The 18,484-nt window shown below is 63.5% G+C and carries 21 protein-coding genes; 14 read left to right on the top strand and 7 right to left on the bottom strand.

What is annotated here, in order from left to right:
• The first annotated feature begins 52 nt into the window (after positions 1 to 52).
• Genes puuE through uraH form a run of 4 tightly spaced genes read left to right on the top strand, consistent with a single transcriptional unit; the run spans position 53 to position 2,394 of the window.
• Positions 53 to 982, top strand: coding sequence for an allantoinase PuuE (gene puuE, locus GR138_RS04055; protein WP_160857303.1), 930 nt, complete (start codon positions 53 to 55; stop codon positions 980 to 982).
• On the top strand, positions 979 to 1,476 hold the full coding sequence (gene uraD / locus GR138_RS04050; RefSeq protein WP_160857302.1) for a 2-oxo-4-hydroxy-4-carboxy-5-ureidoimidazoline decarboxylase: 498 nt from the start codon (positions 979 to 981) through the stop codon (positions 1,474 to 1,476). Before puuE ends, uraD begins: the two co-directional genes overlap by 4 nt.
• A gap of 51 nt (positions 1,477 to 1,527) precedes the next feature.
• A complete protein-coding gene (locus GR138_RS04045; RefSeq protein WP_160857301.1) occupies positions 1,528 to 2,022 on the top strand; it encodes an ureidoglycolate lyase in 495 nt (164 codons plus the stop codon).
• Between the two features lie 9 nt (positions 2,023 to 2,031).
• Positions 2,032 to 2,394, top strand: a complete 363-nt coding sequence (gene uraH, locus GR138_RS04040; RefSeq protein ID WP_160857300.1) for a hydroxyisourate hydrolase — start codon at positions 2,032 to 2,034, stop codon at positions 2,392 to 2,394.
• Here the strand turns inward: uraH and guaD are convergent.
• Both guaD and GR138_RS04030 read right to left on the bottom strand, forming a co-directional pair.
• A complete protein-coding gene (gene guaD, locus GR138_RS04035; RefSeq protein ID WP_160857299.1) occupies positions 2,391 to 3,698 on the bottom strand; it encodes a guanine deaminase in 1,308 nt (435 codons plus the stop codon). The two genes, uraH and guaD, sit on opposite strands and share 4 nt — an antisense overlap.
• Before the next feature lie 6 nt (positions 3,699 to 3,704).
• The gene (locus GR138_RS04030) at positions 3,705 to 4,937 is read right to left on the bottom strand and encodes a urate hydroxylase PuuD (RefSeq protein ID WP_160857298.1); all 1,233 of its coding nucleotides are present in this window, start codon (positions 4,935 to 4,937) and stop codon (positions 3,705 to 3,707) included.
• 520 nt (positions 4,938 to 5,457) lie between these two features.
• Between GR138_RS04030 and GR138_RS04025 the strand changes: the two genes are divergently transcribed.
• Positions 5,458 to 6,159 carry a hypothetical protein gene (locus GR138_RS04025; RefSeq protein WP_246200266.1) on the top strand — a complete coding sequence of 234 codons (702 nt, stop codon included), beginning with the start codon at positions 5,458 to 5,460 and terminating at the stop codon, positions 6,157 to 6,159.
• A gap of 53 nt (positions 6,160 to 6,212) precedes the next feature.
• On the opposite strand, the gene greA is transcribed toward GR138_RS04025, so the two are convergent.
• Positions 6,213 to 6,695 (bottom strand): transcription elongation factor GreA, encoded by a 483-nt coding sequence (greA, locus tag GR138_RS04020; protein WP_160857297.1) that lies wholly within the window; start codon positions 6,693 to 6,695, stop codon positions 6,213 to 6,215.
• Between the two features lie 63 nt (positions 6,696 to 6,758).
• Positions 6,759 to 7,646 (bottom strand): LysR substrate-binding domain-containing protein, encoded by an 888-nt coding sequence (locus GR138_RS04015; protein WP_202402516.1) that lies wholly within the window; start codon positions 7,644 to 7,646, stop codon positions 6,759 to 6,761.
• Here GR138_RS04015 and GR138_RS30205 point away from each other — a divergent pair.
• The gene (locus tag GR138_RS30205) at positions 7,636 to 7,935 is read left to right on the top strand and encodes a hypothetical protein (RefSeq protein ID WP_202402522.1); all 300 of its coding nucleotides are present in this window, start codon (positions 7,636 to 7,638) and stop codon (positions 7,933 to 7,935) included. The genes GR138_RS04015 and GR138_RS30205 overlap by 11 nt on opposite strands.
• On the opposite strand, the gene xdhC is transcribed toward GR138_RS30205, so the two are convergent.
• Together xdhC and GR138_RS04005 are read right to left on the bottom strand one after the other, a co-directional pair.
• Positions 7,932 to 8,750 carry a xanthine dehydrogenase accessory protein XdhC gene (gene xdhC / locus GR138_RS04010; protein WP_160857296.1) on the bottom strand — a complete coding sequence of 273 codons (819 nt, stop codon included), beginning with the start codon at positions 8,748 to 8,750 and terminating at the stop codon, positions 7,932 to 7,934. The genes GR138_RS30205 and xdhC overlap by 4 nt on opposite strands.
• Positions 8,751 to 8,855: 105 nt before the next feature.
• Positions 8,856 to 9,629, bottom strand: coding sequence for a 3-hydroxybutyrate dehydrogenase (locus tag GR138_RS04005; RefSeq protein WP_276508766.1), 774 nt, complete (start codon positions 9,627 to 9,629; stop codon positions 8,856 to 8,858).
• 194 nt (positions 9,630 to 9,823) lie between these two features.
• Here GR138_RS04005 and glpK point away from each other — a divergent pair, with 194 nt between their 5' ends.
• On the top strand, positions 9,824 to 11,317 hold the full coding sequence (glpK, locus tag GR138_RS04000; RefSeq protein WP_160857294.1) for a glycerol kinase GlpK: 1,494 nt from the start codon (positions 9,824 to 9,826) through the stop codon (positions 11,315 to 11,317).
• Between the two features lie 48 nt (positions 11,318 to 11,365).
• Positions 11,366 to 11,770 carry a YkgJ family cysteine cluster protein gene (locus tag GR138_RS03995; protein WP_160857293.1) on the top strand — a complete coding sequence of 135 codons (405 nt, stop codon included), beginning with the start codon at positions 11,366 to 11,368 and terminating at the stop codon, positions 11,768 to 11,770.
• Positions 11,771 to 11,789: 19 nt separating this feature from the next.
• On the opposite strand, the gene GR138_RS03990 is transcribed toward GR138_RS03995, so the two are convergent.
• Complete coding sequence (locus tag GR138_RS03990) at positions 11,790 to 12,638, bottom strand: hypothetical protein (protein ID WP_160857292.1); 849 nt, start codon at positions 12,636 to 12,638, stop codon at positions 11,790 to 11,792.
• A 192-nt stretch (positions 12,639 to 12,830) separates the two neighbouring features.
• On the opposite strand from GR138_RS03990, the gene GR138_RS03985 reads away from it, so the two are divergent.
• The 6 genes from GR138_RS03985 to GR138_RS03960 all read left to right on the top strand — a co-directional run bounded on the left by GR138_RS03985 (position 12,831) and on the right by GR138_RS03960 (position 18,390).
• Positions 12,831 to 13,205: a YciI family protein gene (locus GR138_RS03985; protein WP_160857291.1), complete on the top strand. Its 375-nt coding sequence runs from the start codon at positions 12,831 to 12,833 to the stop codon at positions 13,203 to 13,205.
• Complete coding sequence (locus GR138_RS03980; RefSeq protein WP_160857290.1) at positions 13,202 to 14,458, top strand: RNA polymerase sigma factor; 1,257 nt, start codon at positions 13,202 to 13,204, stop codon at positions 14,456 to 14,458. The genes GR138_RS03985 and GR138_RS03980 overlap by 4 nt, the downstream gene beginning before the upstream one ends.
• Before the next feature lie 80 nt (positions 14,459 to 14,538).
• Positions 14,539 to 15,024, top strand: a complete 486-nt coding sequence (locus GR138_RS03975; RefSeq protein WP_160857289.1) for an SRPBCC family protein — start codon at positions 14,539 to 14,541, stop codon at positions 15,022 to 15,024.
• 139 nt (positions 15,025 to 15,163) lie between these two features.
• Positions 15,164 to 16,225: an LLM class flavin-dependent oxidoreductase gene (locus GR138_RS03970; protein WP_160857288.1), complete on the top strand. Its 1,062-nt coding sequence runs from the start codon at positions 15,164 to 15,166 to the stop codon at positions 16,223 to 16,225.
• 147 nt (positions 16,226 to 16,372) lie between these two features.
• Positions 16,373 to 17,125, top strand: a complete 753-nt coding sequence (map, locus tag GR138_RS03965) for a type I methionyl aminopeptidase (protein WP_160857287.1) — start codon at positions 16,373 to 16,375, stop codon at positions 17,123 to 17,125.
• Positions 17,126 to 17,199: 74 nt separating this feature from the next.
• The gene (locus GR138_RS03960) at positions 17,200 to 18,390 is read left to right on the top strand and encodes a YbfB/YjiJ family MFS transporter (protein ID WP_246200265.1); all 1,191 of its coding nucleotides are present in this window, start codon (positions 17,200 to 17,202) and stop codon (positions 18,388 to 18,390) included.
• The last annotated feature ends 94 nt before the right edge of the window (positions 18,391 to 18,484 follow it).

Raw genomic sequence — 18,484 nt, 5'->3', positions numbered from 1 at the left:
CACCGGCTCGAACCCGCCCGTGCGAAGGCTTCCGCCATTTCCGAGGTGAGCAATGACCGAGAAGACTTATCCGCGTGACCTGATCGGCTACGGCCGCACTCCGCCGCACGTGCGCTGGCCGGGCGATGCGAATATCGCCGTGCAGTTCGTGGTGAACTATGAAGAGGGCGCGGAAAGCTGCATCCTCGATGGCGACGCGTCGTCGGAAAACCTGCTCTCGGAAATCGTCGGCGCGCAGCCCTGGGCTGGCCAGCGCAACCTCAACATGGAATCGATCTACGAATACGGTTCGCGCGCCGGCTTCTGGCGCCTTCATCGGCTGTTCACCAGCCGCAACGTCACGACCACGGTCTATGGCGTGACGCTCGCCATGGCGCGCAACCCGGAAGCCGTTGCCGCGATGAAGGAAGCGGGCTGGGAAATCGCCAGCCACGGCTACCGCTGGCTGGAATACAAGGATTTTTCGGAAGAGCAGGAACGCGAGCATATCCGCGAGGCCGTGCGCCTGCACAAGGAGCTGACCGGTTCGCACCCGCTCGGCATGTACCAGGGCAAGCCCTCGGCCAACACGCTACGCCTCGTCATGGAAGAGGGCGGCTTCGTCTATTCCTCCGATTCCTATGCCGACGATCTGCCCTACTGGGTGCCGGGCCTCGATGGCGAACCCTTCCTCATCATCCCCTATACGCTCGAAACCAACGACATGCGTTTCGCGACGCCGCAAGGCTTCAACACCGGCGACCAGTTCTTCACCTATCTGAAGGACGCTTTCGACGTGCTCTACCAGGAGGGCAAGGAGGGCAGCCCGAAGATGCTGAACATCGGCCTGCACTGCCGCCTCGTCGGCCGCCCGGGCCGTGTTGCGGCACTCGCCCGCTTCGTCGACTACGTGCTTGGCCATGAAAAGGTCTGGATCCCGCGCCGCATCGACATTGCCCGCCACTGGATCGAAAACCACCACCCGTCGAAGGCTAAGGCATGATTGACCGGGCCGATTTCCTCGACCGTTTCGGCGGTGTCTTCGAGCATTCGCCGTTCATTGCAGAGCGGGCGCTCGATGCCGGTGCGGTTTCTGAACCACTGACGGCAGGCGGCGTGCATGCCGCGCTCACTGCCGCCTTCCGCAAGGCGAGCCAGGCGGAGCAGCTTGGCGTGCTCACGGCCCATCCCGACCTTGCCGGCAAGCTGGCGATTGCCGGCGGGCTGACCGAGGATAGCCGCAAGGAGCAGGCGGGGGCCGGTCTCGACCGGCTGAGCCCGGCCGAGCACGTGCGCTTCACCGAGCTCAACACGGCCTATACGGAAAAGTTCGGCTTCCCCTTCATCATCGCGGTCAAAGGCCTTGACAAGGGCGACATCCTCGCGGCTTTCGAGAGGCGCATAGGCAATACGGCCGATGAAGAATTCGAAACTGCGAAAGGCCAGGTGGAGCGCATCGCGCTCCTCCGGTTGAATGCTCTGCTCCCCGGAGATTAACAATGCCCGACTACCAAAGACCGCCCTTCCTCTCCCCAGGAGGGCTGTCCGATGGCTGACAAACTCACGATCCAACCTTTGACCCAGGCGGCTTTTGCGTCCTTCGGTACGGTCATCGAGGCCGACCCCGCGTCGATGCGCCATATCAATGGCGGCACGACGGAGCGCTATCACGCGCTCGCCGAAGCCGAGGCTACCGGCGAGGATGCGCGGGTCATCATCAACCTCTTCCGTGGAGCGCCGCGCGCCTTTCCCTATGCGGTCGACATGATGGAGCGCCATCCCTTCGGCAGCCAGAGCTTTTCGCCGATCGACGACCGGCCCTGGCTGGTCGTGGTGGCGGCGGATGAGGATGGAAAGCCGGGTCGGCCGCAGGTCTTTCGCGCCGGCGGGCGGCAGGGTGTCAACTATCGCCGCAATGTCTGGCATCATCCGCTGATCGCGATGGGTGCCGTCAGCGATTTCCTCGTGGTCGACCGCCTCGGTGGCGGCGTCAATCTGGAAGAGTTCTTCTTCGACGAACCGTTCATCATCGAACAGCCCTGAGAGGGATCCATGAACAAGCCCGGCCGCCTCACGACCCACGTTCTCGACACCGCGCTCGGCACGCCGGCTGCGGATTTGAAGATCGATCTCTACTGGATCGAGAACGAGGAGCGCCAGCACATCACGACCGTCACGACCAACAGTGACGGCCGGGTGGACGGCGCTTTGGTCGAAGGCGTCGGGTTCATGGCCGGCGTCTACGAGCTTGTCTTCCACGCCGGTGACTACCTGCGGGCGACGGGTGCCGTCACCACCGAACCCGCTTTCCTCGACCGGATCCCGCTCCGTTTCGGCGTCGCCGATCCGTCGAGCCACTACCACGTGCCGCTGCTGCTCTCGGCCTACAGCTATTCGACCTATCGCGGCAGCTAAAGCACCGCCTTCATCGGCCTGCCCGCCACATAGGTCTCGCGCACCGCACGATCATCGCCCATCGTCTGGAGCAGGAAGAGTTCGTCGGTGAGGGAGCGCACGACTTCCATCTTCAGCGCCATGGCGGGTGTTGCGGCGGCGTCGAGGACAACGAAGTCGGCGTCCGTGCCGGCCTCCAGCGTGCCGATGCGGTCGCTGAGCGACAGGGCTTCGGCGTTGCCGAGCGTCATGTGGTAGAAGCTCTCATAAGGGTTCAGCCGCTCGCCGAGCAACTGCTGGATCTTGTAGGCCTCGTCCATCGTTTTCAACATGGAATAGCTCGTGCCGCCGCCGATATCGGTCGCGACGCCGATGCGCACGGGCTTGCCCCGCCGCGACAGGGCCTTCAGCGGGAACAGGCCCGAGCCGAGGAAGAGGTTCGAGGTGGGGCAGTGCACAGCCACGGCGCCGGCCTCGTTCATCGCATCCGACTCGCGCTCGGAGAGATGGATGCAATGGCCGAACAGGCTTTTGGGGCCGAGCAGGTCGTATTTTGCGTAGACGTCGGTGTAGTCGATCGCATCCGGGTAGAGTTCGCTGGTGAAGCGGATTTCGTCGTGGTTTTCGGACAGGTGCGTCTGGATGTGCAGGTCGGGGAATTCGCGGGCCAGTGCCGCAGCCATCTCCATTTGCGCCGGCGTCGAGGTGATGGCAAAGCGCGGGGTGATGGCGACATGGTTGCGGCCCTTGCCGTGCCACTCGGCGATGACAGCGCGGGTCTCGTCATAGCCCATCTGGGGCGTGTCGAGCAGGCCCTGTGGGGCATTGCGGTCCATCATCACCTTGCCGCCGACCATGCACATGCCGCGCTTCAGCGCTTCGGCAAAATAGGCGTCGGCCGAGGCCTTGTGCACGGAGCAATAGGCAACGGCCGTCGTCGTGCCGTGGCGGATCATCTCGTCGTAGAAGTGGCGCGCGATGCGGGCGGCATGCGCGCTTTCGACGAAGCGGCATTCCTCCGGGAACGTATAGGTGTTCAGCCATTCCAGCAGATTGGCGGCATAGGAACCGATGACCTGCATCTGCGGGAAATGCAGGTGCGTGTCGATGAGGCCGGGCAGGATGAGGTGGGGGCGGTGGTCGATTTCATCCACATCGTCCGGCGCGGCGGCGCGGATGGCGGCATAGGGACCGACCGCCGCGATCCTTCCATCCTCGACGAGCAGCCCGCCATCCTCCTCGTAGCGATAGCTCGCCGCATCGTCGATCACTTCCGGCCGGCGGAGGAAGGAGAGCAGGCGTCCACGGATGAGGGTCTGGGTCATGGGCGGTCAGCTTCCTTCTGCGGCGGTTTCGAACCAGGCGGTGATGAGGGCGCGCTCTTCCGCCGTCATGCCGGTGACATTGCCCGGTGGCATGGCGTGGCTGCGGCCTGCCTGCAGATAGATCTCGCGGGCGTGCAGGGCAATCTGCTTCTCGCTTTCGAACACAACGTCTTTCGGCGCGGCGCGCAGGCCCTCCCACGCCGGCTCGGCCGCATGGCACATCGAACAGCGCGTCGAGACGAGATCGCGTACCGCCGGGAAATGGCTGTTGGCGGCGAAGCGCTGGGCGGAGGGCGCGAGGCCCGCATCGGCGCTTTCGCCGGTCAGCACCTTCGGCACGGTGGAAAGCCACACGATGATGAGGAAGAGCAGGGCCGTGACGAGCCAGGTCCAGGTGGGTTTACCCTTGCGGGCGTGGGTTGTGTTGAACCAATGGCGGATCGTCACGCCCATCAGGAACACGAGGGCCGCGATGATCCAGTTGAAGGCCGTCGCGAAGGCCAGCGGATAGTGGTTCGACAGCATGAAGAAGATGACGGGCAGCGTCAGGTAGTTGTTGTGCGTCGAGCGCTGCTTGGCGATGACGCCGTATTTCGGGTCCGGCACGCGCCCGGCAATCAGGTCGGCGACCACGACGCGCTGGTTCGGCATGATGATGAAGAAGACATTGGCCGACATGATGGTCGCCGTGAAGGCGCCGAGATGCAGGAAGGCGGCGCGCCCGGTGAACACCTGCGTATAGCCCCAGGCCATGGCGACGAGGATGAAATAGAGGACGATCATCAGCCCCCAGGTGTTTTTGCCGAGCGGCGACTTGCAGAGCAGGTCGTAGAGGATCCAGCCCACAGCCAGCGAGGCGAGCGAGATGAGGATCGCCACCGGCGTCGAGACGTCCAGCACATTGCGGTCGATCAGGAACAGATCGGCGCCGCCATAATAGACCAGACAGAGCAGCGCGAAGCCGGAAAGCCAGGTCATGTAGCTTTCCCATTTGAACCAGGTCAGGTGCTCGGGCATCGAGGCGGGTGCCACGAGATATTTCTGGATGTGATAGAACCCACCGCCATGTACCTGCCATTCCTCGCCATAGGCGCCGGCCGGCAGGTGCGGCCGCTTCACCAGGCCGAGGTCGAGCGCGATGAAATAGAAGGACGAGCCGATCCAGGCGATAGCGGTAATGACATGCAGCCAGCGGACCGCGAAGGTCAGCCATTCCCAGGCGATGGCATATTCGTACATGTGGGCGCGTCCCCTTCCATCTTGTCTTCCGAACCGCACATTGCGCAATATTCGCAGGCGAGGGAAGGGCGAGGCGCGCGCATGTCACGCTATCCCGCACGATGCACCGCCGGGTTGGAAAGGTCAGTCCGGAGAGCCGCGCGAAAGCGTTGCCTCTGGAGTATGGGTAATGGTGGCTTCGCTTTCGCGCGGCCCAGGCGTTCTTCGGAGGCGGTCTAGTCCTCCTTCAGGCATGGCAAGGCTTCGCTGCGCAGTCTGGCTGGCGCCTATGCCTTTTCCGAAAACCGCGTTCCGCATTTTTCGGGGACATGCGCTGCCGTCCTGCTTGCATGGCGGACCCAAGCCGACCCCGCGACCCGGGGAAGGGGGAAACCTCGCCCGCCGGGGACGTCACGCCCGGGCGCTCCACGCCTCTTTCGCCCCTGCCGTACGTTTCGGCAGGAGACGAAAGCGCCTCCTCCCGCCCGCATCGACACGTTTCGCGATCCGTCCGGCGGCGGAAGGACGGTCAGGATAAGTGATGGCTGGAGAGCGGGGATTTTGGAGCGGATTTTTACTGATTTTCTTTGGTAATCTTGCGCGATCGGTCACCAGTCCGCCACCTTTGCGCGCTTTGGTTTATAGGACGGATGTGATCTCGCGAGGACCGATGCGACAACGTACCTACGCTCTTTTGCTGACGATGAGTCTTCTTTTTACGGGACATTCCGCGCAGGCCTGCGTCACGCGGGCCAAGCTCGATCTGAGGGATGTGCAGTATGCGGATACGGTGGTCGTCGGCAGGATTGAAAATTATCGTATCGTGCTCGACGAAGCCGTTCGCAAGGATCGACGTAAATGGCTTGCAGAAAGCAAGGACACGCCCCCGAAGGTACGGGAAATACTGACAAATCAGAAGGGGTTCCTGACGGACTACGCACGGTTCGACGTGATTGTCGACGAGGCTCTGTTCGGTAAGTCACAAGAATCGTTTTCCGCGACGTGGGACAACTCCACTTTCGGCGAACCGGAAAAACTGGGGCCGGGGCCGTTCCTCATCGCGTTGCGCGACCCCAAATCACGGATGGCGCCGCTTCGTGCGCCCAGCGCAACGATCTTTCCCAATCGCGAACCGGATCTCCTCACGGTGCTTCAGGCGCCGTGTGCCAACGCTTTTCTTTTCGAAGTCGGCAGTGAGGAAGCGACCGAGATCCGGCGAATTATCAAGGAAGGCGCGAAGTAGGTTTTTTCTACCTCCTCAAGGCGAAGCCGCAAGCATGTGCGTATCAGTCGGTTCTAGCGGATGTTGGCGATCTCCAGTTCATGTCCGCCCATGGTCACAACGTCCCCCACGGCCTTGCCCATCAGCAGCCGTGCCACCGGCGAAACATAGGAAATCGAGCCGGTCTTGGGGTCTGCCTCGTCTTCGCCGACGATGCGGTAGGTCTGCACCCGGCCGTCATCGCGGCTGAAGGTGACCGTGTTGCCGAAGGCGACGGTGTCGTTTGATGCTGGCTCGGCCATGACCTGCGCCGTGCGGATGCGTTCTGCGAGATAACGCAGGTCGCGCAGCGGGCCGGCCGACTGGCGTCGCCGTTCGTTGACGTCCTCGATCGTGTTTGCGGCCTCGAATGCCGTGCGCGCCGCGGCGAGCTGCGTTTCGAGTACCGTCAGACCCGCCTGCGTGACGAGATTGGGATGGGGAGAAATCGGCCGGTCGGGCAGCAGGGTTTCCGATGCCGCTTCGGCGCTTTCTTCCTTCACGAACGCAACGCTCACCGTACCACTCCATTCAAATGCGGCTCACCTCCGACGGGTGCCGTGGGGATCTTGCCGACCAATCTAGGCTTCCTTCGGCATCGTCGCCAGAATCCATTCGCGAAACGCGCGGATTTTCACAATGTTGCGACGGTTTTCCGGATAGGCGAGCCAATAGTCGCGGCCATCGTTACAGGTGATATCGAAGGGCTGGTAGAGCAGGCCGGCCGCGATCTCGACACGAAAATGGCCGGGGTTGAGGATCGCGACACCCTGGCTGTTCATGGCCACCTGCGCGTCGATCGTCTGAACGCCGAGTTCGTTGGCCGGGTAGCGTTCGAGGCCCGGATTGTCGATTCCGGCGGCGGAGAACCAGATGGGCCACCAGATATCCGGGGCACTGATGATCGGCAGTTTCAAGAGGTCGGCCGGTTCCCTGACGCCGCCGATCGTTTCGGCGAGCGCCGGGCTCAGCAAGGGGGCGAAATCCATGCGCATGACGCGGTGGCACTCGAGGCCCGGCCAGTCGCCCTTGCCCCAGCGGATCGAGATATCCGCTTCTTCACGGGCGAAATCGATCACCTCCTGCGAGGTCGAAAGCCGCACCGCGATGTTCGGGTGCTTGAGCTGGAAATCGCCGAGCGTGCGGCTCAGCCATTGCGTGGCGAAGGTGGGCGTCGAGTGGATGTGCAGCTTCTGCTCGGTCGCGCCGCGCAGGTCTGTGACCGCTTCCGCGAGCTTGGCAAGCCCTTCGGCCACCTTGGGCGCCAGCCGTTCGCCCGCTTCGCTCAGCACCACCTGTCGCGGCTGGCGCAGGAACAGTGTCTCGCCGAGCGTCTCTTCGAGCAGCTTGATCTGGTAGCTGACGGCGGTCTGCGTCATGCCGAGCTCGTCACCGGCGCGGGTGAAGCTTGCATGCCGGGCGGCCGCCTCGAAGACGCGGAGCGCATTGAGCGGGAAGTTGCGCGACATCTTCAAGGCTGAGTTCTCTTTATGGATACAGACGAAGGTTCGATTGGAATTTCATCACTTTTCGGCGCACCCTGCAAGCAATGGATTGAATTTTCGAGGTTTTGCCATGACATGCATCGCCGATCACGGGCCGGTTGAGGCCCTCAAGTTTCGTGAGCCGAGCCTTTGGCATAAACTCTCTCTCGTCTTTCGCCGGCGGGCGCGGCAGCGCCTGCCGCGGCTCGACCCGAAGGAGCTGTCCGATCACATGAAACGCGATCTCGGGTTTCTCGAGGGGCGCGGCTGCTAGTTTTTCGCCTTCCAGGCGGCGAAGGCGAGCAGCACTTCGGAGGCGGTCATTGCCGCGATGACCTCCGGCCGCTTGTCATTGACCGTCGTGCCACCGATCGGCAGGACCAGCCGGTCGGCCTCGGCGCGATCCGCACCCTGCTCTTCGAGATAGTGGAGGAAGGTGCCGCGTTTCGATTTCGAGCCGACCATGCCGATATAAGCGAGGTCGGTGCGGGCAAGTGCTTCGCGGGCGATCAGGAAGTCGAGCGCGTGGTCATGGGTGACGATGACCACGGCGGAGCCGGCCGGGATATCGGCGATCAGCGATTCCGGCATGGCGTTCAGGCGGTGATGGACCTCTGAGGTGAGGCGATCCAGTTCGCTCTCGCGCGCCTCGACGACGAACACCTTCAAGGGCAGCAGCGTCAGCGACTCGGCAAGTGCACGCCCGACATGGCCGGCGCCGAACACCCAGACCTGCGGCTTTTCCCGCTCTTCAGTCGCGATCCGCTGGTCGAGGGCCTGGCGGGCCGGCTCGTCCGCGAAGGTGAAGCTCAGCTCGACGCGGCCGCCGCAACATTGGCCGATGTCGGGGCCGAGGGGGATGTCAAGTTTCGCCTCGCCGCCGGCATCGCCCAGCATCTTTCGTGCGTTTTCGATTGCCACATATTCGAGCTGTCCGCCGCCGATCGTGCCGTGGATTTCCGTCGGTGCCACCAGCATGAACGTGCCTTCGTCGCGCGGTGCGGAGCCTCTGACGGCGATGACATCGACGATGACGACACGGTGTTCCCGGGCGAGAAAGCCCTCGAGACTGTCCTGCAGAAAGTTCATTTTTACGCTTCTTTTTGGGCCTTCAGCCGTTCGGGAGCATCAACACGCGATCGGTACCGGGCGAGTGAGGTATCCCGAAGACGGTCCCCGTGCTGTCCGCGTCCATTATTGCGCGGTCCAGCCGCCATCGACCGAGATATGCGTACCGTTGATCGACTTTGCCGCATCGCTGGCGAGGAACAGGGCGATGGCCGCGACCTCGTCGACGCCGACAAATTCCTTGGTCGGCTGGAATTTCAGCATGACGTCGGACTTCACCTGCGCCTCGCTGATGCCGCGCGCCTTCGCCGTATCGGGGATCTGCTTTTCGACGAGTGGCGTCAGCACATAACCGGGGCAGATGGCGTTGGCGGTGATGCCGTTTTCGGCGATCTCCAGCGCGACCGTCTTCGTCAGCCCCATGATGCCGTGTTTTGCCGCCACATAGGCGGCCTTGAAGGGAGAGGCGACCAAGCCGTGCGCCGAAGCGACGTTGATGATGCGGCCCCAGCCCTTGCGCTTCATGTGCGGAATGGCGGCGCGGATGGTGTGGAACGAGCTGGAGAGGTTAATCGCGATGATCTGGTCCCACTTCTCGACCGGAAAGTCCTCGATCTTCTCGACATGCTGGATGCCGGCATTGTTGACGAGGATATCGACGCCGTCGAACTCTTCCACCGCCGTCTGGATGAGGTCGGAAATCTCGTGCGGTTTCGTCATGTCAGCCGGATGATAGAGCACGCGGCCCTTACCGAGACCGTCCAGCTTGGCGCGTGTCGCCTCGATTTCCTCTGCTGGGCCAAAACCGTTGATGACGACATTGGCGCCACCTTCGGCAAAGGCCGTGGCGATGGCGAGGCCAATGCCGCTGGTGGAGCCGGTTACGACGACACTCTTCATGTTTTTCATCTCCGATATGCTGCTTTGCGGTAGCCTACGCCTAAAAGTCGAGCGATGACAATTGCGTTTTCCGCGCGGTAGAGTGGCGGTGAGGGCAGAGCGCGACTTGCGTTTTATTTTCCTTTGACATTCGTTTTGATGTCGTATTGAAGATTCCGAAGGGCCTGGGAGCGGCCCTTAGCTGGGAGGAAAGCATGGGCGGATATGTTCTCGCGATCGATCAGGGCACGACATCGAGCCGGGCGATCGTCTTCGACGGCAACCAGAAGGTCGTCGGGTCCGGCCAGAAGGAATTCACCCAGCACTTTCCGCAATCCGGCTGGGTCGAGCACGATCCGGAGGAAATCTGGGACAGTGTCGTCTGGGCGGTCAAGGCCGCGCTGAAGAAGGCCGATCTCAAGGCGTCGGACATGTCGGCCATCGGCATCACCAACCAGCGCGAGACGGTGGTCGTGTGGGAGCGCGAGAGCGGCAAGCCGATCCACAATGCCATCGTCTGGCAGGACCGCCGCACCGCCTCCTATTGCGAGAAGCTGAAGAAGCAGGATCTCGAAAAGACCTTCACCAAGAAGACCGGCCTGCTGCTCGACCCCTATTTCTCCGGCACCAAACTCTCCTGGATGCTCTCCAATGTGAAGGGCGCGCGCGCACGGGCTGCCAAGGGCGACCTCTGCTTTGGCACGATCGACACGTTCCTGATCTGGCGGCTGACGGGCGGCAAGTCGCACGTCACCGACGCCACCAATGCCAGCCGCACGCTGATGTACAACATCGCGGCGAACGATTGGGACAACGAGCTGCTCGACATCCTGCGCGTGCCGAAGGCCATGCTGCCCGAGGTGCGGGACTGCGCGGCCGATTTCGGCGTGACGGAGAAGGCGCTGTTCGGCGCGGAAATCCCGATCCTCGGCGTTGCCGGCGACCAGCAGGCGGCCACCATCGGCCAGGCCTGCTTCGAGCCGGGCATGATGAAGTCCACCTACGGCACCGGCTGCTTTGCGCTGCTCAACACCGGTCCCGACATGGTGCGTTCGAAGAACCGCCTGCTCACCACCATCGCCTACCGGCTCGACGGCGAGACGACCTATGCGCTGGAAGGCTCGATCTTCATCGCCGGTGCCGCCGTGCAATGGCTGCGCGACGGGTTGAAGGTTATCAAGGCCGCCCCCGACACCGGCGATCTCGCGGCGCAAGCCGATCCGACGCAGAACGTCTACCTCGTGCCCGCCTTCACCGGCCTGGGCGCGCCGCACTGGGACCCCGATGCCCGTGCCGCCATCTACGGCATGACGCGCAACACGGGACCGGCGGAATTCGCCCGCGCCGCCCTTGAAGCCGTCTGCTACCAGACGCGCGACCTGCTCGACGCCATGCACAAGGACTGGAAGGCCAACGGCAAGGAAACGGTGCTGCGCGTCGACGGTGGCATGGTCGCCTCCGACTGGACCATGCAGCGCCTCGCCGACATTCTGGACGCCCCCGTCGACCGCCCGACCATCCTGGAGACGACGGCGCTCGGTGCCGCCTGGCTCGCCGGCCAGCGCGCCGGTGTCTGGCCGAACCGCAAGGGCTTTGCCAAATCCTGGGCCCGCGATACGCGCTTCGAGCCGAAGATGGACGAGAAGACGCGGGCGGTGAAGATCAAGGGCTGGAAGGATGCCGTGCGGCGGACGCTGAGCGCGGAGTAGCTTTCCGTTCCCTCTTCAAGGCGGCGTCATTGGATGGTATGGGCGCCCATGCACGTATCCCCGACCATCGTCGCCGGCCGATCCTGTGGCACATGCACTCTTTGTTGCCGGCTGCCGGATATCGACCTGTTCGAGAAGCCCGCAAATGCCTGGTGTCGGCATTGCATCGCGGACAAGGGCTGTTCGATCTATGCGGACCGGCCTGCGGTCTGCCGGGATTTCCTCTGCCTGTGGATGACCGATGAGGCGCTCGACGAGGCATGGGCGCCGTCCCGCTCGCATATGATGATCTACCGGCAGGGGCCGCAGATCACAGTGCTTGTCGATCCTGACTACCCGGACATCTGGCGAAGCGAACCGTATCACGCGCAATTGCATCGATGGGCTCGCAAGGCCGAACCGGCTGGCGGCTATGTCATCGTCTTCTGGCGTGACGACGTGTTCAAGCTCTGATCCGCGCCGGCAGCCACCGTCATGGTCTTTGGGGGCGACGCCCGAAGACAGCGGTTTTTCCCGGGGTGGAGGCGACCTGCCGGATCGATGGCGGCGTCGGCGAGCGTTCGCGTGCTGCCGATCCCGGCAAGCGATAATGGGTGTGCGGCACATAGATAAGATCGTGTTCTGCGACGATCACGACCATGCTGTGCGGCAGGTCGAGCTTCTGCAGGCAGTCGCGCATGAAGCGGTGAAACTCGACGGCGATCAGCGCGTTGAAAACCACCTCCGCATAGGCCAGCGGTTCGTGGGCGGCTGTGCTTGTGCCTGTCGGCGTGACCTCGGTCACAAAGCCATAATGGTAGTGGTCGCCGCGCGGGATCGTCGCTGCCAGTGCCAGTACGTCGTGCATGCCGTCGATCGGGGCGGATTCGATTGTATCAAACGCGCCCTGCCATGCGCTACCGACGGCGTTGCACTCATCCGCGATCTCGGCATCGGCCTTCGCCAGGAAATCATAAACTCCACGGTTGTAGAGGCTGACCTCGATACCCTGGTGGAAGCGCCCCGCCGTATCGACGGCGCGCTCGTGCGCGGAGAGGTCGAAGCCAAGGCCGGTGAAGGTCTCTGGCGTTCCCGGCTGGTAGCCGGCGTGGCGAAAGGCTGCATTGGTCGTCCGCTGGATCTCGCCCGCACCATCGCTGATGCGGAGGTCGAGAACCGGATCGAAATTTCTGACGGGCAGGTCTTTCAGGATTGCTGCGAGCTCATCCTTGCCGCTCGAAAAGGCGCGTTGCGCGACGATCTCCCGGGTGAGGGCGAAGATCTCGGATTTCCAGGCGCGGAACGCCTCGATGAGCCTTGCGCGTTCGCTGTCCACCGTCATGGGAGGGGCCTCCGTTTCGACCTTTCCTAACATTCCGGAATTAAGATATTTTCTGCTCCGTCGCGCAGATATCAGACAAGCCGGCCTGTTGGCTGGCGCTGCCGACTGTTTCTGCCGATCATCAAAAATATTCCGGTGCGTCCTGTCGGCTGAGACGCTACTCCTACGTCTTTCAGCCAACGGGAGTTCACCATGCTGTATGCCGTTCTTTGTTACGATGACGAAAATGAAGTCAACGCCTGGTCGAAGGATCTGGATGACAGGGTCATGGCCGATCTCGGTGCTGTCAACCAGCGTTATGCGGAGGCCGGCAAGCTGGGACCCGTTGCGCGGCTGATGCCGACGACGGCGGCGGTCACGGTTCGCAAGGGCGCGACTGATGACATCATCATGGATGGGCCCTTTGCCGAAACCAAGGAGCAGTTCCTGGGGTTCTTCGTGCTCGATGTGGAAACGCTGGAGGAGGCGATCACGTTTGCTCGCGAGCTTTCCGCGGTCAATCCGGCCAATGGCACTTATGAAGTCAGGCCGTTGCAGTTCTTCAATCCGGGAGTACCCATAACATGACAGAGCTTGCCTGGATCGATCTGGCGCTGACTTCGGCACGGCCGCAGGCCATGGGGGCGCTTTTGCGCTACTTCCGCAACCTCGACCTCGCGGAGGAGGCCTTTCAGGAGGCCTGCCTTCGCGCGCTGAAGACCTGGCCCGACAAGGGCCCGCCGCGCGATCCGGCAGCATGGCTGATCTTCGTCGGCCGCAACAGCGGCATCGACCAGGTGCGCAAGCGCGCCAAGCACCAGCCGCTTCCGCCAGAGGAGGTGCTGTCCGATCTGGAGGATACGGAAAGCGACCTCGTGGACCGGCTGGATGGCGCACATTACCGCGACGATATCCTGCGCCTGCTGTTCGTCTGCTGCCATCCGGACCTGCCGGCCACACAGCAGATCGCGCTCGCGCTGCGCATCGTCTCCGGACTTTCGGTCAGGCAGATCGCCAAGGCATTTCTCGTTTCGGAAGCCGCGATGGAGCAGCGCATCACCCGCGCGAAGGCGAAGGTGGCGGCGGCAGGCATTCCCTTCGAAACGCCGGATGCCGTGGCGCGCGCCGAACGGCTCGGTGTCGTCGCGGCGATGATCTATCTCGTCTTCAACGAGGGCTACTCGGCCGGCATGCCCGAGAAGGCGGATACGCCTTTCTGCGCGGAGGCGATCCGGCTGGCACGGCTGCTTTTGAAGCTGTTTCCGTCGGAGCCGGAGATCATGGGGCTGACGGCACTCATCCTCATCCAGCATTCGCGGCTCGACGCCCGCTTCGACAAGGACGGTCAGATCGTGCTGCTCGAAGACCAGGACCGCACGCTGTGGGATCGTGCTCTTATCGACGAGGCGCTGGTCTTGATCGACAAGGCGATCCGCCATCGCACGCCCGGCGCCTTCCAGATCCAGGCGGCAATCGCAGCCCTTCATGCGCGCGCCGCGACGGCGGCGGAAACGGACTGGCTGCAGATCGACCTGCTCTACCAGACGCTGGAGCGTCTTCAGCCGTCACCGGTGGTGCGGCTCAACCGGGCCGTCGCGGTTTCGAAGCGCGAAGGGCCGGAGGCGGCGCTGGCGTTGATCGAGCCACTGGCGGAAAAGCTCAATGGTTACTTCTATTTTCATGGCCTGCGCGGCGGCCTGCTGAAACAGCTTGGCCGTTACCGCGAGGCGCACGAGGCCTTCGACCGTGCCATCGCGCTTGCCACCACGTCGGCGGAAGCGGCGCATATCCGCCAGCATCTCGATAGCCTGCAGCGCGAGATGGCGAGCGCCGAAAAATAAACCAGATCCGATGTCGGACTGGCCGGCCGCCGGGCGTCCTTGATACGAACCTGATGATCACACTTGCCGAGGAGAGAGACATGACCGACACCGCCGACATCAAGCCCGCCAACAACCGCGAGCTGGTGCTGACCCGCGTGCTGAATGCCACGCCCGCCCAGCTCTTCAAGGCCTGGACGACGCCGGAGATCTTGAAGGAATGGTTTATGCCGAAGCCCTATGCGCTTGCCCTTGTCGACATGGAGCCGCGCGACGGCGGCAAGTTCCGCACCGTCATGACCGGCCCGGACGGCTTTCACATGGACTCAACCGGCGTGTTCCTGAAGGTGGAAAAGGACAGGCGCATCATCACCACGGACGCCTTCGGCCCGGACTGGAAGCCGACAGAAAAGGCTTTCTTCAGCGCCGAAATCCTCTTCGACGACCTCGGCAACGGAAAGACCCGCTACACCGCGATCGCCCGTCACTGGAACGTCGAGGACTGCGAGGCGCACGAGAAGATGGGCTTCCACGAGGGCTGGGGCCAGGTGGCAGGCCAGCTCGAAGAGGTTGCCTCCAGGCTTTGAGGCAATGAGCGGGGCGGGAAACCGCCCCGTTTTTGCGTGGTCGCGATCGTCCTGTAAACACACTGTTTCCCGATCCGCCCTTTCAACCGGCCACGGCCGGCCATATCTCTGGGAAAATCCCTCACATCTGGAACATCCCATGGAACTTGGCCTCTATACATTTGCCGATGTCGATCCCAATGCCGCCGACAAGGGGCGGGAAGGGGAGCGGCGGCTGAAAAACCTTCTTGAAGAGATCGAACTCGCCGATCAGGTCGGGCTCGATGTCTTCGGGCTCGGTGAACATCACCGGGCGGATTATGCCGCCTCGGCGCCGGCCGTGGTGCTGGCGGCGGCGGCTGCGCGCACGAAAAACATCCGGCTGTCGAGTGCGGTGACAGTGCTGTCGTCGGATGATCCGGTGCGGGTCTTCCAGCAATATTCCACCGTCGACCTCCTTTCCGGCGGGCGGGCGGAAATCATGGCGGGACGGGGCTCGTTCATCGAATCCTTTCCGCTCTTCGGCTATGCGCTCGATGATTACGATCAGCTTTTCGAGGAGAAACTCGACCTGCTGCTTGCGCTGAACGAGAGCGAAAAAGTCTCATGGACCGGCACGATGCGGGCACCGCTGTCGGGGCTCGGCGTCTATCCGCGTCCGGCGCATGGCAGGCTGCCGATCTGGATCGCCGTTGGCGGCACGCCGCAATCGGTGGCGCGCGCGGGCGCCTATGGCCTGCCACTGGCGCTTGCCATCATCGGTGGCACGCCGTCGCGTTATGCGCCGCTGTTCGATCTCTACCGTGAGGCGGCACGCCGGGCAGGGCAGGACGAGGCCAGGCTGAAGACCAGCATCAACGTGCACGGTTTCATTGCGGACAGCACGCAGGCTGCGGCGGATGCCTTCTATGGACCGCAGGCCGAGGTGATGAACCGCATCGGCCACGAGCGCGGCTGGGGGCCGACGAGCCCGGCGCAGTTCGACCAGTCGATCGGGCCGACGGGGCACCTCTTCCTCGGCGATCCGGAAACGGTGGCGAAGAAGATCGTCGATCATCAGCGGATCTTCCGCAACGATCGCTTCCTGCTGCAGATGGCGATCGGCCTTATGCCGCACGACCAGATCCTGCGCGGCATCGAGCTTTACGGCACCAAGGTTGCTCCGCTGGTGCGCGAGATGCTGGCGGCGGAACCCAGGGACGCAGCAATCGCTTCTGCCTGACAGACGCGCGCGGGCGTGGTAGAGCATTTCCGCTTTTCTTCGAATCGCGAAAACGCTCTAACCTTTTATTTTCGCGCAATTCCGGACGCAAAACCGCTGCGCACTTTTGCTGGAATTGCTCCAGGACGCCCGCGAAAGAGAGATGCGATGACCCTCGAGAATGATGATGACCTCAACGGCCTGAAGGCGATCGGCCGAATCTGCGCCAATGTGCTCCAGCACATGTCGACCTCGATCCAGCCGGGCATGACCACGGCCGAACTGGACCTGATCGGCCGGCGCATGCTGGAGGCGGCGGGCGCACGTTCGGCGCCGGAAAGCTGCTATGCCTTTCCGGGCGCGACCTGCATCAGCGTCAACGAAGAGGTGGCGCATGGTATTCCGGGTGACCGGGTGATCAAGGACGGCGACCTCGTCAATATCGACGTCTCCGCCGAGCTCGACGGTTATTTTGCCGATACCGGCGCGTCGTTCACGGTCGGGCGCTCGACGCCGGCGGTGGAACGGCTGTGCCGCGATGGCAAGCGGGCGCTCTGGGTCGGTCTCAAGGAGGTCAAGGCCGGCAAGCCGCTGGCGCAGGTCGGCACTGCCATCGGCGAATTCGCGCGCAAGAACCGCTACACGCTGATCGCCAACCTCGCGAGCCACGGCGTCGGCCGCTCGCTGCACGAAGAGCCGACGGAAATCGCCACCTGGCCGGACCCGCAGGAAAAGCGCCGCATGACGGAGGGTCTCGTCTTCACCGTCGAGCCGTTCCTGTCGCTCGGCGCCAACTGGGCGGAAGGCGGCAAGAACGACGAGTGGACGCTCTACAGCGAGCCGAGCGCGCCGACGGTGCAGTTCGAGCACACGGTCGTGGCGACGCGCAACGGGCCGTTGGTGGTGACGCTGCCCGGCTGAGCCTTCACCGGCGCTGATCCGACGATCAATTAATCTTGTTTGTCGCGGCCATGTTGCAGTGCGATGGTCGCGCCATGATGCAACGCATTCCCGCCCTGTCGCGCGAGCCCGTCCGGGCGGCCATCGCCGGTGCTGTCGCCATGGCCGTGGCCATGGGGCTCGGCCGTTTCTTCTATACGCCCGTTCTGCCCGGCATGATGGCGGGGCTCGGCCTGAATGCAGCCGATGCCGGCATCATCGCGGCGGCGAATTTTGCCGGTTACCTGCTGGGTGCGGTGCTCGCCGCCTATGGCTGGGCTGCTGGTCTCGAACGACGCCTCGCCGTCGGGGCTTTGATGTCCACCGTCCTACTGCTTGTCGCCATGGGGTTGCTCTCAGGGGTCGCAGCGCTGTCCGTCGTGCGCTTCCTCGCCGGGCTCGCCAGCGCCTTCGCCATGATCTTCACCTCCGGCATCGTGCTCTCCATCGGGCTCAGGCATCACGATCCGCGTGTGCAGATGGCGCATTTTTCCGGTGTCGGCGTGGGTATCGCGGTGTCGGCCTTGCTGGTCTATCTGCTGTCGTTCGTGGATATCCCGGCCATCGCTGCCTGGCGCGTCGACTGGCTTGCCGGCGCCGTGCTCGGTGCCGTCGGTCTCGGTGTCGTCATGGTTCTGCTTCCACGGCCGGAGGGCGGCGCCGCGGGCGTGCGCGAGCCGTCGATCGTCTGGATCCGGCCGCTTGCCGCCCTGACGCTGAGCTATGGTTTGTTCGGCATCGGTTACGTCGTGACGGCCACCTTCATTGTCGCTATTGCGCGGGAAGGCGGCCATAGCCCGCTGCTCGAATGCCTCACCTGGCTCTTCACCGGTGCAGCCGCGGCGATCTCGGTCGTGGTCTGGAAACCGGTGGCGCAGCGTTATGGCGTGGCGCGGGCCTATCTGGCGGCGATCCTCGTCGAGATGGTGGGCGTCGCTGTCACAGTCACGCTGCCGTTCCCGGCTTCGGCGCTGATCGGCGGCGTGCTGCTCGGCCTCACCTTCATCGTCATCACGGCCTATGGCTTGCAGCTCGGGCGGGTGCTGGCCAGCGAGAGCCCCCGGCAGGTGTTGGCGCTGATGACGGCGGCGTTCGGCGTCGGGCAGATCCTTGGGCCGCTCGGCGCGGGCTTCCTGGCGGCGCGCACGGGAAGCTACGTGCTGCCCAGCCTCGCCGCCGCCGGTGTGCTGCTTCTCGCCGCCGCCATCACCGTCGCAGGCGGCGCGCTTTCCATTAAATCTCGGTAATACAAGGCCGCAGCGATTGTTGCGCTGCGCAAACTCCTTTAGTTTCAGCGCGAACCGGCAGCTTAGCTGCCCCATGCAAACGAGAGTTTCGCAC

It is taken from the genome of Shinella kummerowiae, assembly GCF_009827055.1.
GTDB lineage: Bacteria > Pseudomonadota > Alphaproteobacteria > Rhizobiales > Rhizobiaceae > Shinella > Shinella kummerowiae.
Note: the sequence above shows the minus strand (reverse complement) of the source record. Positions and strands in the feature narration are given on the sequence as shown.

What these genes read in the sequence shown, in the direction of transcription:
- map (WP_160857287.1), top strand. Translation starts at nt 16,373, where the DNA reads ATGACCCTCGAGAATGATGATGACCTCAACGGCCTGAAGGCGATCGGC.
- glpK (WP_160857294.1), top strand. Translation starts at nt 9,824, where the DNA reads ATGGGCGGATATGTTCTCGCGATCGATCAGGGCACGACATCGAGCCGG.
- GR138_RS04015 (WP_202402516.1), bottom strand. Translation starts at nt 7,646, where the DNA reads ATGTCGCGCAACTTCCCGCTCAATGCGCTCCGCGTCTTCGAGGCGGCC.
- xdhC (WP_160857296.1), bottom strand. Translation starts at nt 8,750, where the DNA reads ATGAACTTTCTGCAGGACAGTCTCGAGGGCTTTCTCGCCCGGGAACAC.
- GR138_RS03995 (WP_160857293.1), top strand. Translation starts at nt 11,366, where the DNA reads ATGCACGTATCCCCGACCATCGTCGCCGGCCGATCCTGTGGCACATGC.
- GR138_RS03975 (WP_160857289.1), top strand. Translation starts at nt 14,539, where the DNA reads ATGACCGACACCGCCGACATCAAGCCCGCCAACAACCGCGAGCTGGTG.
- GR138_RS04025 (WP_246200266.1), top strand. Translation starts at nt 5,458, where the DNA reads ATGGCTGGAGAGCGGGGATTTTGGAGCGGATTTTTACTGATTTTCTTT.
- uraD (WP_160857302.1), top strand. Translation starts at nt 979, where the DNA reads ATGATTGACCGGGCCGATTTCCTCGACCGTTTCGGCGGTGTCTTCGAG.
- GR138_RS03980 (WP_160857290.1), top strand. Translation starts at nt 13,202, where the DNA reads ATGACAGAGCTTGCCTGGATCGATCTGGCGCTGACTTCGGCACGGCCG.
- GR138_RS03970 (WP_160857288.1), top strand. Translation starts at nt 15,164, where the DNA reads ATGGAACTTGGCCTCTATACATTTGCCGATGTCGATCCCAATGCCGCC.
- puuE (WP_160857303.1), top strand. Translation starts at nt 53, where the DNA reads ATGACCGAGAAGACTTATCCGCGTGACCTGATCGGCTACGGCCGCACT.
- GR138_RS03990 (WP_160857292.1), bottom strand. Translation starts at nt 12,638, where the DNA reads ATGACGGTGGACAGCGAACGCGCAAGGCTCATCGAGGCGTTCCGCGCC.
- guaD (WP_160857299.1), bottom strand. Translation starts at nt 3,698, where the DNA reads ATGACCCAGACCCTCATCCGTGGACGCCTGCTCTCCTTCCTCCGCCGG.
- uraH (WP_160857300.1), top strand. Translation starts at nt 2,032, where the DNA reads ATGAACAAGCCCGGCCGCCTCACGACCCACGTTCTCGACACCGCGCTC.
- GR138_RS04045 (WP_160857301.1), top strand. Translation starts at nt 1,528, where the DNA reads ATGGCTGACAAACTCACGATCCAACCTTTGACCCAGGCGGCTTTTGCG.
- GR138_RS03985 (WP_160857291.1), top strand. Translation starts at nt 12,831, where the DNA reads ATGCTGTATGCCGTTCTTTGTTACGATGACGAAAATGAAGTCAACGCC.
- GR138_RS03960 (WP_246200265.1), top strand. Translation starts at nt 17,200, where the DNA reads ATGATGCAACGCATTCCCGCCCTGTCGCGCGAGCCCGTCCGGGCGGCC.
- GR138_RS04005 (WP_276508766.1), bottom strand. Translation starts at nt 9,629, where the DNA reads ATGAAGAGTGTCGTCGTAACCGGCTCCACCAGCGGCATTGGCCTCGCC.
- GR138_RS04030 (WP_160857298.1), bottom strand. Translation starts at nt 4,937, where the DNA reads ATGTACGAATATGCCATCGCCTGGGAATGGCTGACCTTCGCGGTCCGC.